The sequence below is a fragment of the Rhodococcus sp. USK10 genome, from assembly GCF_019378875.1.
Taxonomy (GTDB): Bacteria; Actinomycetota; Actinomycetes; order Mycobacteriales; family Mycobacteriaceae; genus Rhodococcus_F; species Rhodococcus_F pseudokoreensis.
Window position 1 is genome coordinate 5,717,519 of the sequence record NZ_CP076048.1, and the last position, 13,859, is coordinate 5,731,377.

General features: G+C 68.1%; 12 protein-coding genes. 9 read left to right on the forward strand and 3 right to left on the reverse strand.

What is annotated here, in order from left to right; genetic code table 11:
• Positions 1-2 precede the first annotated feature (2 nt).
• From I1A62_RS33545 to I1A62_RS33575, 7 genes are all read left to right on the forward strand, one after another.
• Positions 3-1,058, forward strand: a complete 1,056-nt coding sequence (locus I1A62_RS33545; protein ID WP_219456617.1) for an MCE family protein — start codon at positions 3-5, stop codon at positions 1,056-1,058.
• Positions 1,055-2,347, forward strand: a complete 1,293-nt coding sequence (locus I1A62_RS33550; RefSeq protein ID WP_218268820.1) for an MCE family protein — start codon at positions 1,055-1,057, stop codon at positions 2,345-2,347. The genes I1A62_RS33545 and I1A62_RS33550 overlap by 4 nt, the downstream gene beginning before the upstream one ends.
• Positions 2,344-3,573 (forward strand): MCE family protein, encoded by a 1,230-nt coding sequence (locus I1A62_RS33555; RefSeq protein ID WP_124393276.1) that lies wholly within the window; start codon positions 2,344-2,346, stop codon positions 3,571-3,573. Before I1A62_RS33550 ends, I1A62_RS33555 begins: the two co-directional genes overlap by 4 nt.
• Positions 3,570-4,979, forward strand: a complete 1,410-nt coding sequence (locus I1A62_RS33560; RefSeq protein ID WP_219456620.1) for an MCE family protein — start codon at positions 3,570-3,572, stop codon at positions 4,977-4,979. The genes I1A62_RS33555 and I1A62_RS33560 overlap by 4 nt, the downstream gene beginning before the upstream one ends.
• Positions 4,976-5,737, forward strand: coding sequence for a hypothetical protein (locus I1A62_RS33565; RefSeq protein ID WP_124393278.1), 762 nt, complete (start codon positions 4,976-4,978; stop codon positions 5,735-5,737). Before I1A62_RS33560 ends, I1A62_RS33565 begins: the two co-directional genes overlap by 4 nt.
• On the forward strand, positions 5,734-6,252 hold the full coding sequence (locus tag I1A62_RS33570; RefSeq protein ID WP_219456622.1) for a h domain protein: 519 nt from the start codon (positions 5,734-5,736) through the stop codon (positions 6,250-6,252). Before I1A62_RS33565 ends, I1A62_RS33570 begins: the two co-directional genes overlap by 4 nt.
• A 174-nt stretch (positions 6,253-6,426) precedes the next feature.
• Positions 6,427-7,437, forward strand: a complete 1,011-nt coding sequence (locus I1A62_RS33575; protein ID WP_124393280.1) for an NAD-dependent epimerase/dehydratase family protein — start codon at positions 6,427-6,429, stop codon at positions 7,435-7,437.
• On the opposite strand, the gene I1A62_RS33580 is transcribed toward I1A62_RS33575, so the two are convergent.
• Both I1A62_RS33580 and I1A62_RS33585 read right to left on the reverse strand, forming a co-directional pair.
• Positions 7,407-8,954: a trehalose-6-phosphate synthase gene (locus tag I1A62_RS33580; RefSeq protein WP_124393281.1), complete on the reverse strand. Its 1,548-nt coding sequence runs from the start codon at positions 8,952-8,954 to the stop codon at positions 7,407-7,409. The genes I1A62_RS33575 and I1A62_RS33580 overlap by 31 nt on opposite strands.
• A 33-nt stretch (positions 8,955-8,987) precedes the next feature.
• Positions 8,988-9,161, reverse strand: coding sequence for a hypothetical protein (locus I1A62_RS33585; protein ID WP_005244525.1), 174 nt, complete (start codon positions 9,159-9,161; stop codon positions 8,988-8,990).
• A gap of 166 nt (positions 9,162-9,327) precedes the next feature.
• Here I1A62_RS33585 and I1A62_RS33590 point away from each other — a divergent pair, with 166 nt between their 5' ends.
• Complete coding sequence (locus I1A62_RS33590; RefSeq protein ID WP_219456624.1) at positions 9,328-11,058, forward strand: ABC transporter ATP-binding protein; 1,731 nt, start codon at positions 9,328-9,330, stop codon at positions 11,056-11,058.
• On the forward strand, positions 11,055-12,812 hold the full coding sequence (locus I1A62_RS33595) for an ABC transporter ATP-binding protein (protein WP_219456627.1): 1,758 nt from the start codon (positions 11,055-11,057) through the stop codon (positions 12,810-12,812). The genes I1A62_RS33590 and I1A62_RS33595 overlap by 4 nt, the downstream gene beginning before the upstream one ends.
• An 88-nt stretch (positions 12,813-12,900) precedes the next feature.
• On the opposite strand, the gene I1A62_RS33600 is transcribed toward I1A62_RS33595, so the two are convergent.
• Positions 12,901-13,836 carry a methionyl-tRNA formyltransferase gene (locus tag I1A62_RS33600; protein WP_124393284.1) on the reverse strand — a complete coding sequence of 312 codons (936 nt, stop codon included), beginning with the start codon at positions 13,834-13,836 and terminating at the stop codon, positions 12,901-12,903.
• Positions 13,837-13,859 lie beyond the last annotated feature (23 nt).

Below are 13,859 nucleotides of genomic sequence, written 5' to 3' on the forward strand. Positions count from 1 at the left end.
CCATGAAGAGTGAACGCAATCCCGTACAGGTGGGACTCATCGGTGTCGCCGTCGCGAGCATGATCGTGATCGCGACCCTGCAATACGATCAGCTGCAATTCCTGTCGGGTGGCACGCAGTACTCCGCCTACTTCGAGGACGCGGGTGGACTGATGACCGGCGACACGGTGACCCTCGCCGGTGTCGACGTCGGGAAGGTCGCCGAGGTGGAACTCGACGGTCAGAACGTGCTCGTCACGTTCACCATCCAGGACGGCATCGCCCTCGGCGACGCCACCGAGGCGAACATCAAGACCAACACCGTTCTCGGGCGCAAGTCCCTCGCCGTCACCCCGCTCGGGCACGACACGATGCGGGTGGGATCGACGATTCCGTTGGAGCGCACCAACTCTCCGTACTCGCTCAACGACGCACTCGGCGATGTGTCGACCACCGTCTCCGAGCTCGACACCGACCAGGTCAACAACGCGTTGAACGCGATGTCCGGTGCGCTCGCGAACACACCGCCCGAACTGCGCACCGCGCTGGACGGCCTGACCCGGTTGTCGGAGAGCATCAACTCGCGGGACGAGAGCCTGCGGCAGCTGCTCTCGCGGGCCGAGAACGTGACCGGAATCCTCGCCGAGCGCAGCGGGCAGATCAACTCGCTGATCGTCGACGGAAACCAGCTGTTCGGTGAGCTCGACCGTCGCCGCGCGGCGATCAGCCAGCTGATCGTGAACATCTCCGAGGTGTCCCGGCAGCTCACCGGACTGGTCCAGGACAACGAGGAGCAGATGAAACCGACGCTCGACAAGCTGAATTCGGTGGTCGACGTCCTGCAGCGCAACAAGGACAACATCTCGCAGGCGCTCGACGGGCTCGCGCCGTACGCCACGCAGCTCGGCGAGTCCGTCGGTAGCGGCCCGTTCTTCATGGCGTACGTCTACAACATCGGCATCGGCAATCTGTTCCAGGGACTCAGCGACGCCGTGACGTGGCCGGAGCATCTGCCCAACGACCTCCAGGCCTACCTGCAGACGGGTCCGTCCATCGAACTGAGGGAACCGCCGCGATGACGACGAACCCGGAAATCACCAACACGCGGAAGAAGTGGCTGATCCGCGTCGGCGTCGCCGCGGTCGTGGTGGTGCTGATCGTCGGCGCCGCAGTGATGTTCGTGCCCAAGCTGTTCCAGAACACGATCACCGCGTACTTCCCGGCGACCACCGGGCTGTACACGGGCGACGACGTCCGCGTGCTCGGCGTGAAGGTGGGGACGATCGATTCGATCGAGCCCGGCGCCGACTTCGCCCGGGTGACGATGAACGTGAACAAGAGCGTCGAGATCCCGGCCGACGCGAAGGCCGTCATCGTCGCACCCAGCCTGGTCTCGGGTCGGTTCGTCCAGCTGACACCCGTGTACGCGGGTGGGCCGACGATGGGCGACGGCGCGAGCATCCCGGTGGAGCGCACCGCCGTCCCGGTGGAGTGGGACGAGATCAAGACCGAGCTGAACAAGCTGTCGGAGGCGCTCGGACCGCAGGGCGCCGACCCGCAGGGCTCGCTCGGCACGTTCATCGACACCGCGGCCGCCAACCTCGACGGCAACGGCCAGTCGCTGCGCGACACACTGCGGGAACTGTCGGAGACTATGCGGACCCTGTCCGACGGCCGCACCGACCTGTTCTCGACCATCCGCAACCTGCAGACGTTCGTGGCGGCACTGTCGTCGAGCAACGAGCAGATCGTCCAGTTCGAGGGCAGACTCGCGTCGGTGTCGAACATGCTCGCCACCAACTCCGACGAACTCGGAACCGCGCTGAACGACCTCGACCTGGCGCTCGGCGACGTCAACCGGTTCGTGGCGGAGAACCGCGCCGCCCTCAGTGAACAGGTCGGCCGACTGGCGGACGCCACCCAGGTGCTCGCCGACAAGAGGCCGCAGATCGAGCAGGTCCTCCACGTGGCGCCCACGGCCCTGGCGAACTTCAGCAACATCTACAAGCCGGCGCAGGGGTCACTGGTCGGCGCGGTCGCGTTCGCGAACCTCGCGAACCCCGTGAACTTCATGTGCGGTGCCATCCAGAGCCTGCAGGCCAACGAGGCGAATCGCAGTGCCGACCTGTGCACCCAGTACCTGTCGCCGGTGCTGAACTCGCTGACGATGAACTACCTGCCCGCCCTCATCAACCCGACCACGGGTGTGAATGCGTTCCCGGATCAGATCGAGTACAGCCCACCGAGTCTCGAGGCCTCCGTGCCGCCGCGGTCCGCGCCCCCGGTGACCGGCACCCTCGCCGGGATGCCGACGGTGGACGTGCCCCGGGACCTGAACGATCTGCTGCAGCCGGGAGGTGGGCGATGACGAAGCACGCACGGGTGCGTCGCGGCGGCATCGCCGCCGTGGCGATCGCACTGACGCTGACCCTGACCGGATGCGAGTGGGAAGGGCTGAATTCGCTTCCCCTGCCGGGCACCGAGGGGCAGGGCGACGACGCCTACACCGTCGAGATCCAGATGCCCAATGTGACGACGCTGTCGCAGAACTCGCCCGTCCGGGTGAACGACGTGACGGTGGGTTCGGTGACGGGCATCGAGGTGCAGGACTGGCACGCACTGGTCACCGTGTCGATCAACGGCGACGTCCAGTTGCCCGCCAACGCGACCGCCAAGATCGGCCAGACCAGCCTCCTCGGCTCGCAGCACCTCGAGCTGGCTCCGCCGACCGACGTCGAGCCCGAAGGCACACTCGAGAACGGCGACGTGATCCCGATCGAGCGGGCGGGCGCCTACCCGACCACCGAGCAGACGCTGTCTTCGCTGTCGGTGGTGCTCAACGGCGGCGGCATCGCCCAGATCCGCGACATCACCCAGGAACTCAACGCCGCTCTGGGCGGACGGGAGGACTCGATCCGCGACCTCCTTCCGCAACTCGACCAGCTCGTCACGAGCCTCGACCGACAGCGTGGCGACATCATCGGTGCGATGGAGGGGCTCGACCGGTTGTCGGGCACCGTCAACGAGCAGAAGGCCACCCTGGACGCGGCGCTGGACGGCATCCCGCCGGCGCTGGACGTGCTCGTCACCCAACGGCAGAATCTCACCACCGCACTGGTCGAGGTGGGCAAGCTCAGCGACACCGCCACCCGTCTCGTCGAGAGCAGCGGCGAGGACCTGAAGGCGAACCTGCGCAACCTCACCCCGGTGCTGCGTGAACTCGCCAACTCGGGGAGCGCGCTGACCGAGGTGCTGACCCTGATGCTCACGTACCCCTTCCCGATGAAGACGATGGACAAGGCGATTCAGGGCGACTACGCGAACCTCATGATGACGATCGACATGACCAACGAACGCGTCGACAGCAACTTCCTCACCGGAACCGGTCTCGGCGGATCGCTCGGCGGCGTCGAGGGCGCCGTGGGATCGCTCGCCGGGGTGGCAGGACAGTCGGGCGATCCGCTGCAGGCGCCCCTGCAGCCGGCACCGAAACCGGCACCCGCACCGCCGGTGATTCCCGGGCTCCCGCAGATACCCGGACTGCCGCAGATACCGGGCCTTCCGCCGCAACTGGGAGGGGCGCCGACACCATGAGAATGACGAGATTCGTTCGCATTCAGCTGATCATCTTCTCGATCCTCACCGTCATCGGGCTCGTAGTGATGTCGATCCAGTACATCAAGGTGCCGGTGCTGTTCGGTGTCGGACGCTACGAGGTGAGTCTCCGACTGCCGTCCACCGGCGGGCTCTACTCCCACGCCAATGTCGCGTACCGCGGCACCAACATCGGTGTCGTCGAGAACGTGACGCTCACCGGTGAGGGTGTGGAGGCGAAGATGTCGCTCGACAGCGACTACAAGATCCCGGCCGACGTCGACGCGGCGGTCAAGAGCGTGTCGGCGGTCGGCGAGCAGTACGTCGATCTGATCCCGCGGGAAGGGGCCGCCGACGGCCCGTACCTCGCGGACGGCGACGTGATCCCGGAGGATCGGGCCACCATCCCGCAGGACGTCGGCGAGATGCTCGACCAGGCCGACGAACTGCTCGCCAGCATCTCGGACACCAGGCTGCAGACGGTGATCGACGAGGCGTTCACGGCGTTCAACGGATCCGGTCCCGACTTGCAGCGGCTCATCGACTCGGCCCGCTTGTTCGTCGAGGAGGCCGACGCGAACAGCGACGCGACGAAGGCTCTGATCGACCAGGTCGGCCCGCTGCTCGACACCCAGACGGTCAGCAGCGACGCCATCCGCTCCTGGACCCAGGACCTCGTGACGTTCACCGACCAGTTGCGGGCGAGCGACCCGAGCCTGCGGTCGGTGCTGGAGAAGGGCCCCGGCGCGGCGCAGGAGGCCACCCAGCTGTTCCAGGACCTGCAGCCGACGCTGCCGATCCTGCTGCGGAATCTGGTGAGCGTCGGCCAGGTCGGGGTGATCTACAACAAGAGCATCGAGCAGGTTCTGGTCATCTACCCGCCGCTGACCGCGGCGCTCGTGACGGCGGCGACGGGCGGGCCCGTGGAGGACGGCGCGATCGTCGACTTCGCCCTGCAACTGCACGACCCCCCGGCGTGCACGACGGGATTCCTGCCCCCTGACCAACGCCGGTCGGGAGATCAGACCGACCCCATCGCGACACCGAACGACCTGTACTGCAAGGCCGCTCCGGACGACCCGTCCGTCGTGCGCGGCGCGCGGAACTTGCCGTGCATGGAGTTCCCCGGACGTCGCGCACCGACGGTCGAGGCGTGCCGCGAGGGCTGGGAGGCGTCGGGCAACAACCCGCCGTACGGGCCGATCATGCCGCCGGATGTACCCTCGTACACAGCCGTTCCGAGTTCCGACGAAGGCTCCGTGGGTGCACCGGTCGCGGCCGTGCCCTACGACCCGGCCACCGGTAGCTTCATTGGTTCGGATGGAAAGACGTACACCCAACCGGATCTGGCGGTGCAGGGAAAGGACTCGACGTGGCAGACGATGATGACAGGTCAGCAGATTTGAGTTCCGGAACAGATGAACGCATGACCGACTCCGCGGAGCAGGCGCAGCAGACATCCGCAGCGGCAGATCGGACCAGGCGCCGGGCCGTCCGGCACGCCGGCCCGCCGGTGGGGGAGACCGAGGCCCCGAAGCCGGTGGTCCTCGCCAAGCCGGCGGCTGCGCAGGCCGCGCCCGAGGCGGAGAAGGTCTCGACGACGAAGGCCGCGTCCGAGGCGTCCGAGGCGCCCCCGATCGAGGCACCGCCGATCGAGACACCGAAGCAGGGTAGGCCACTGAAGTCGTTGCTCGCGTGGGGTGTTACGGCGGTGGTGATCGTCGCGCTGGTCGTCGCGGCGGTGGTCCTGCTGCTCGACCAGCGGTCCGCGCGCGAACGGGACGACCGCCGTCAGGCCTTCGTCGATACGGCCCGGCAGACGGTGCTCAACCTGACGACCATCCATCCCGAGACCGCGAAGCAAGACGTCGACCGGATCATCGCCGGCGCGTCCGGCCAGTTCCTCGAAGAGTTCCAGGGCCGGGAGGATCCGTTCGTCGGTGTCGTGCAGGACGCGAACGTGACCACCGAGGGCGAGGTCATCGAGGCCGGCGTCGAGAACGGGACCGAGACGTCGATCTCGGCGAACGTCCTGGTGGCCGCGCGGACGATGGTGAGCAGCAAAGAACAGCCGGAACCCTCCCCGCGCGACTTCCGGATGCGGGTGACGATCAGCGACGTCGACGGCAAGTTGACCGCATCGAAGGTGGAGTTCGTGCCATGAGCGACAACAACGAAGGCAAGCGAAAGTTCGCACTCACCAAGGGCTTAGCGCTGAAGGTCGCGGCCGCGGTCGTGGTGGTCGCGCTCGCCGTCGGGGTGGGCTTCCTCTGGTACGGCCACCGGCAGGATCAACTGTCCGAGCATGCGCGCATCGACGCCGTCGATGCCGCGGGCAAGCAGGCCGTCGCGATGCTGGCGTACGACTTCGCCGACGTCGACAACCAGTTGGCTGCTGCCGCAGACGGACTCACCGGTTCGTTCCGTGACGACTACACCACGCTCGTGCAGGGGACCATCGCACCCGGCGCCAAGGAGAAGCAACTCACCGTGCAGGTGTCGGTGCAGGCCGCGGCGCCGGTCTCGACCACACCCGACGAGGCGGTGGTTCTGCTGTATCTGAACCAGACGACGACGAGCGCCGACGCCCCGGACGCCCGAACGTCGGGCAGCCGGGTGCGGGTGTCGTTGCAGAAGGTCGACGACCGCTGGCTCGTCGATCAGCTGACGCCGGTGTAGCTGCGGCTGCGCCGCCCGTGAGTACTTATTAACCGCCCGACGTTGATAAGTACTCACGGGGCGAAGCCATCCCCTTCCCAAAATAGAACAAGTTCTAGTAGTGTCGGGGTCTCCCGGCCGAGTGCCGACGCACGACGCTGTGTCGCACGGCCACAACCGAACAGGGAGTCGTCGATGAAGGTTGCAGTAACCGGCGCCGCGGGATTCGTGGGCAACAATCTGCTGAATCTGTTGGTCGAGGCAGGGCACGAGGTGACCGCCATCGACCGCGTGCGTTCCCGGTACGCACCCGAATTCGGGGTTACGTGGGTGAACGCCGACGTACTCGACGTCGAATCCATGAAGCGGGCACTGGACGGCGCCGAGGTGGTCTACCACCTGGTCGCGATGATCACCCTCGCCCAGAAGGACGACCTGGCGTGGACCGTCAACACGAAGGGCGTTCGTACCGTCGCCGAAGCTGCTCTCGCGGTGGGAGTTCGGCGGATGGTGCACTGCAGTTCCGTGCACTCCTTCGACCAGGGCAGTTGTGGCGGAACGCTCGACGAGCACTCGCCGCGGTCCGTCGACGCGTCGATCCCGGTGTACGACAGGTCGAAATGGGCGGGTGAGATCGAACTCCGCGAAGTGGTCGACGCCGGCCTCGACGCGGTGATCTGCAACCCCACCGGCGTGTACGGGCCCGCCGACTACGGACTGTCGCGGGTGAACAGTTTGCTGCGCAACGCCGCTCGCGGCCGGGTGCCCGCGGCGGTGCAGGGCGGGTTCGACTTCGTCGACGTCCGCGACGTCGCCGCCGGACTGATCGCCGCGGGCGAGAAGGGCCGGACCGGTGAGAACTACCTGATCTCGGGGCACATGCTCGGCATGCATGATGTCGTGAGGAGGGCAGCGCGTGCGGCGGGCCGTCGGGGGCCGCTGTACTCGTTCCCGCTCAGCGTCATCGAGCGCGTGCTGCCGATCGCCGAACCGATCGGGACCCGGTTCGGATCGGACGTGCTGTCGCGGTCGGCGATGTCGGCGCTGCTCGCGGCGCCGGTCGTCGACGGCGGCAAGGCGCGGTCCGAACTTGGGTACGCCCCACGCCCCGCCGACGAGACGATCCGCGACTTCGTCGCCTTCCTGGTGACGTCCGGTCAGCTGAGCCGGGGAGGTCAGTTGTCTCCGGTGGCGTCCTCGGTGTAGTCGGACTCGGAAGCCTCGGCGGGAGCGATCAGTGCGGGGCCCGCGGCACCGCCGTGCGCGAGGGCGTCGAGGAAGGATCGCGCCCACCGGTCGACGTCGTGTGCGAGGACCTGCCTGCGCAGGGCCCGCATGTGGCGTCGGCCGTCCTCCTTCTGCTGGTTCAGGGCCTGCGCCATCGCGTCCTTGACGCTGTCGAGATCGTGTGGATTGCACAGGAACGCCTGGCGCAGTTCGGCGGCCGCGCCGGTGAACTCGCTGAGCAGCAGCGCGCCGCCGAGATCGCTCCGGCACGCCACGTACTCCTTGGCAACCAGGTTCATGCCGTCCCGCAGTGGGGTCACCAGCATCACGTCGGCGGCGACGAAGAATGCGATCAGTTCGTCGCGAGGGATGGGCCGGTGGATGTAGTGCACGACGGGCCTGCCGACCTCGCCGTACTCGCCGTTGATCCGCGACACCGACTGCTCGATCTCGCCGCGCATGTGGACGTAGCTCTCCACGCGTTCACGGCTGGGGGTCGCGAGTTGCACGAGCACGGTGTCGGCGGGGTCGACGCGGTTCTCGTCGAGCAGTTCGTGCAACGCAGCGAGGCGGACGTCGATGCCCTTCGTGTAATCGAGGCGGTCGACGCCGAGCATGATGTGTTTGGGATTGCCCAGTTCCTTACGGATCTTCCTGGCGCGGTCCCGGATGGACTTGGACCGGGACTGCTCGTCCAACTGCCCCGAGTCGATGGAGATCGGGAACGCGCCGACGCGGACCGTGCGGAAACCCACCTGCACGACGCCCAGCTTGGAACGGACGCCCACGTTGCCGCGGGACGTCTGCTGGCCGGCGAGTTTGCGGGCCAGGTAGAGGAAGTTCTGGGCGCCGCCCGGGAGGTGGAACCCGATCAGGTCGGCGCCGAGCAGGCCCTCGATGATCTCGGTGCGCCACGGCATCTGCATGAACAGTTCCACCGGCGGGAACGGAATGTGCAGGAAGAATCCGATGGTGAGGTCGGGGCGGAGCATACGCAGCATCTTCGGGACGAGCTGCAGCTGGTAGTCCTGGATCCACACGGTGGCGCCCTGCGCGGCAGCCTTCGACGTGGCCTCCGCGAAACGCCGGTTGACCTCGACGTAGGCGTTCCACCAGGCGCGGTTGTACTCGGGCTTGACGATGACGTCGTGGTACAGCGGCCACAGGGTGGCGTTGGAGAAGCCCTCGTAGTAGTCGGCGATCTCCGCGGCGCTCAGCGGAACGGGGTAGAGCTCGAGGTCGTCCTCGACGACGGGATCGAGCTCGGCGTCCGGGACCCCCGCCCAGCCGACCCATGCGCCCTTGTTGCGGCGCAGGATCGGCTCGAGCGCGGTGACGAGGCCACCGGGGCTGCGCTTCCAGCGGGTGGTGCCGTCCGGAAGTCGTTCGAGGTCGACGGGGAGCCGGTTCGCGACGACGACGAAGTCGGCTTGCCCGGAAACCGGATCAGAAGTCGAGCGTGATGACGATGCTGACGATTCCGAACTGGCAGCCACGGGCTTCCTTCGCAGTCGAAGTGGATGAAATTATCAGTCGAGCTTGGTGGTGGGTCCGATTCCGAGCATGGAGAGCAGCATCCTGCACTCGTCGGCATCTTCGGCGTATGCAGCGACAACGCGCTGGGCCTGGCGGGCGGTCTCGTCGGCTAGGGGTTCGAGATCCTCGTCCGCGATGTCGTTTTCGGCGGTCGTCTTCGCGGCCATCTTCGTCCTCTCGGGCTTGCTGCTGCGTCACGCGCAGTAGTTCGTATCGGCGACTCTATGAGAACCGGGCATGTCAACGCTAGTTGCCCATCGATTAGGGTTCATCTAGTTAGGGTCTGCTTACTTTGTGGTGGGTGGGGAAGCGTCGGCGTTGGGAGTTACGCGCGTGAAGACTGGTGGCACCGCAATTCTGCGTCGCACCCTGGTGCGGAACAGGGGTCGGCTGGGGATCGGGACCGTACTCGTCTGCCTGCATCAGGTAGCCGAGACGCTGGTCCCGATCTCGATCGGTGTGATCGTCGACCGGGCCGTCGCGACAGGCGACGTATTCGCGCTCGCGGTGTGGCTGTGCGCCCTCGCGCTGCTGTTCCTGGTGCTCACCGCGGCCTGGCGCTACGGGGCGCGTTTCATCGTCGTGGCGATGCAGAACGAGGCCCACCAGCTGCGGATGGAGGTGGCGCACCGCATCCTCGACCCGCGGGGAGTGCGCACCGATCTGCGCGCCGGTGAGCTGCTGTCCGTGTCGACGTCGGACGCCGACCGCGCGGCGTGGATCGCGGACATCACCCCGCGCGCCGCCGCGGCCCTCACCGCGGCGATCGGATCCGCCATCGCACTGCTGCTGATCGACGTGCCCCTCGGCCTCGCCGTCCTGATCGGCACCCCCGTCATCCTCGGTCTGCTCCAACTCGCGGCGCCGCTGATCACCCGCCGCGCCACCGACCAGCAGGCGGCGGTCGCGCGGGCCTCCGCGATGGCCACCGACCTCGTGAGCGGGCTCCGGCCCCTGCGCGGGATCGGCGCCGAGGTGTCGGCGTCGCGCCGGTACCGGGCGGCCAGCCGCGACGCGCTCGGCGCCACGCTGCACACGGCGAAGAGTTCCGCCGTGTTCGCCGGGGTGTCGATGACCGTCAGCGCACTCCTCGCCGTCGGGGTCGCGGGTTTCGCGGGCTGGTTCGCACTCGAGGGCCGCATCACCATCGGCGAGCTGATCACCGTCGTCGGATTGTCCCAGTTCTTCATCGAACCGCTCGGCGTTCTCGCCGGACTGCCCGGGTTCCTCGCCCTCGCCCGCGCGTCGGCGGACCGCCTAGCACTCGTCCTGGACGCGGAACCCCTGCTGCCCGCCGGGTCGGGCCAAACACTCGACGGCAGCGAACTCAGCCTCACCGGCGTGTCCTACCGGTCCCTGAGCGGACTGGACCTCCGGGTCACCCCCGGCGAACTGCTCGGCGTCGTCGCGTACCGCCCGCAGGATGCCGAGGCGCTGGCCGCGCTGCTGTCCGGGCAGGTTCCGCCCGACCGCTACGACGGCGAACTGACGGTGGGCGGGGTCCGGCTGGCGGACGCGGATCTCGCGCACGCCCGCCGGACGCTGCTCGTCGAACCCCACAACGGCGACCTGTTCTCCGGAACCGTCGCGTCGAACGTGACCGCGGGCAGGCCCGGCGCGACGGCGTCCGAGGTGCACGCGGCGCTGTCCGCGTCCGCGGCGGTCGACGTCGTCGAAGCGCACCCCGAGGGGCTCGACCACGAGGTCGCCGACCGTGGGTCCTCGCTGTCCGGCGGTCAGCGGCAGCGCGTCGCCCTGGCCCGCGCACTGGTGGCGCAGGCGCCGGTGATGGTGCTGCACGATCCGACGACGGCGGTGGACGCCGTCACCGAACACACGATCGCAGGCGGAATCGCGGACCTGCGCCACCGCACGGCTGCGTTGGATTTGACGTCTCCGACGGTCGCGAACCGTCAGACCACGATCCTCATCACGAGCAGCCCCGCGCTGCTGTCCGTCACCGACCGCGTCGTCGTGCTCGACGACGGAACGGTGGCCGGTGAGGGCACCCACTCGCAACTGGCCACCGAGAACGCGAACTACCGTCAGGCGGTCCTGCGATGACTGAACTGCTTCCCATCGCGAACGCGCGCGACACCTGGGCGTGGCTGAGGACCGAGCTGGGACGGCGCCGCGGCCGGAGCGTCTTCACGCTGCTTGTGGCGGCCGTCGCGGCCGGCATGGCGCTGGTTCCCGTCTACGTCTTCGGCGTCCTCGTCGACCGCGTCCAGGACGGTGCGCCGCCGTCCACCATCGGCTGGGTGGTCGCGGTGATCGCGTCCGCCGCGGTGGTCGGCGGACTGTGCGCCGGGTTCGCGTCGTACCTGATCCGCAGTCTCGGCGAGGGAATCCTGGCGGACCTGCGCGAGCGCACCGTCGACCGGGCACTGCGGCTGCCGATCCAGACGGTCGAACGCGTCGGCAAGGGCGACCTGCTGTCGCGCGTCGGCGACGACGTCGCGGTGATCGGCAAGGCCGTCACCGACGTGGTCCCCAACCTCGTCACCGCAGTCCTGCTGGTGGTGCTGAGCATGGTCACGATGCTCGGCATCGACTGGCGGCTCGGACTCGCGGGGATGGTGGCGCTACCGATGTACGCGCTGGCGATGCGCTGGTACCTGCCCCGGTCCGCGCCCGTGTACGCCGCCGAACGCGTCGCGATGGGAGAGCGTTCGCAGGCCCTGATCAGCAGCATGCAGGGCGCCAGGACGGTGCGCGCCTACGGTCTGGAAGACAGCCACCTGGGTCAGATCAACGGTGCGTCGGAGAAGGCCCGCGACCTGTCCGTCGGCGTCTTCGCGCTGTTCACCCGGTTTGCGGGACGCGGCAACCGGGCCGAGTTCGTGGGGCTGGCCACCATCCTCGCCGCCGGGTTCGCCCTGGTGAACGCGGACATCGTCACCGTCGGCCAGACCACGACCGCGGCGCTGCTCTTCCACCGGTTGTTCAATCCGATAGGCATGCTGATGTACACGTTCGACGAGGTCCAGTCGGCCGGCGCGAGCCTGGCGCGGCTCGTCGGCGTCGTCGACCTCGACGACGACTCCTCCGCCGGGACCGCCGCCGAGGAGAACGTCGGGGAGAACGCGGACGCGACGCTCGAACTCGACGGCGTCCGCCACAGCTACGACGGCAGCCACGAAGTGGTGCACGGCATCAGCCTGCACGTGAAGTCCGGTGAACGCGTCGCACTCGTCGGCTCGACCGGGGCGGGCAAGACGACGGTCGCGGCGATCGCGGCCGGGTCGATCGTCCCCACGCTGGGGTCGGTGCGGATCGGCGGAACCGCGCTGTCGGACCTCCAGCCGGGCGACCTCCGTCGCCGGGTCGCCATCGTCAGCCAGGAAGTCCACGTGTTCGCCGGACCGCTGATCGACGACCTGCGGCTCGCAGCACCCGACGCGTCCGAGGAGGACGCGGCGATGGCGTTGAAGGCCGTCGGCGCCGACGGCTGGGTGACCGCTCTGGACGACGGCGTCCAGACCGTGGTCGGGGAGGGCGGACACGAGTTGACCGCCGCGCAAGCGCAGCAGCTGGCTCTGGCCCGGCTCGTCCTCGCGAACCCGGCGGTCGCGATCCTGGACGAGGCGACGGCCGAAGCGGGCAGTGCGGGTGCGTGGGAACTCGAGGCGTCGGCGGAGGCCGCGACCCGCGGTCGCACGACGCTGGTGGTGGCCCACCGGCTGACGCAGGCGGCTGCCGCCGATCGGGTGGTCGTCCTGGAACACGGACGGATCGTCGAGGAAGGTCCGCACACCCGGCTCGTCGCGGCCGGCGGACGCTACGCCGAGCTGTGGTCGGCGTGGGAGGGGCGGTAAACCCCGGAAACACCTCGGGTGGATGTACCGCTCGGCGCTGCTGAGGCGTCGAAAGGTACATCCACCCGGGTAGTGACGGACGGAACGGTCAGCTCAGGTAGCCGCCGCCGTGGGGGAAGAAGTCGGTCCCGGCGAGTTCGGTGCCGTCGTCGAGGCGGACGCGCTGGATCTTCAGGCCCTTGTTCTGTCCGGTGCGGGCGCCGGGTCCGGCGACGATGACCATTCCGTCGCCTTCGTGGATGAAGACACGCCCGGGCGTACCGCCGTAATTTCCTTCGGATACGGCTGCCTTCAGAACCCGGACACGCTGACCCTTGAAATGGGTGAAGGCGTTCGGGTACGGGTCGGACTGCGCGCGGACGAGGCGTTCGATGGCGTCGGCGGGCCACGTCCAGTCGATGAGACTGTCTTCGGGGGCACGCTTGTGGAAGAACGTGGCCTGCGAGCGGTCCTGCGGCGTCCAGTCCGTGCGACCGGACTCGATCAGTGCGAGCGCGTCGAGCGTGATCGGACCGATCATGTCGACGGTGCGGTGGAACAGATCGGTGACGGTGTCCGTCGGCCCGACCCGCGTCGACCTCTGCAAAACGATGTCGCCTGCGTCGAGTTCCTCGTCCATCAGGTGCGCCGTGAGGCCTACTTCTTCCTCACCGTTGATGAGCGCCCAGATGAGCGGGGAGAATCCTGTGTACTTGGGCAGGAGCGAATCGTGAATATTGAGGGTGCCGTAGCGGGGAGAGTCGAAGACGTCCCGCGGCAGCCACGTGCGCCAGTTGTTGGCGACGACGATGTCCGGGTCGGCCTGCTTCAGGGCGGCCTTGAAGTTCTCGTCCGGCTTGGTGGCGATGTGCACGGGCACGCCGTGCTCGGTGGCCAGGTCGGCGACGGAGTCCGCCCACATCTGCTCGTAGACGTGATCGCTCTTGGGGTGGGTGATCGCGAGGACGACCTCATGGTCGGACTGGAGCAGTGCCTGCAGGGTACGGTGACCCCAGGTTTGATATCCGAGTGTGGCGACTCTCAACGCGGTCCTCCTGGACGAGCTTG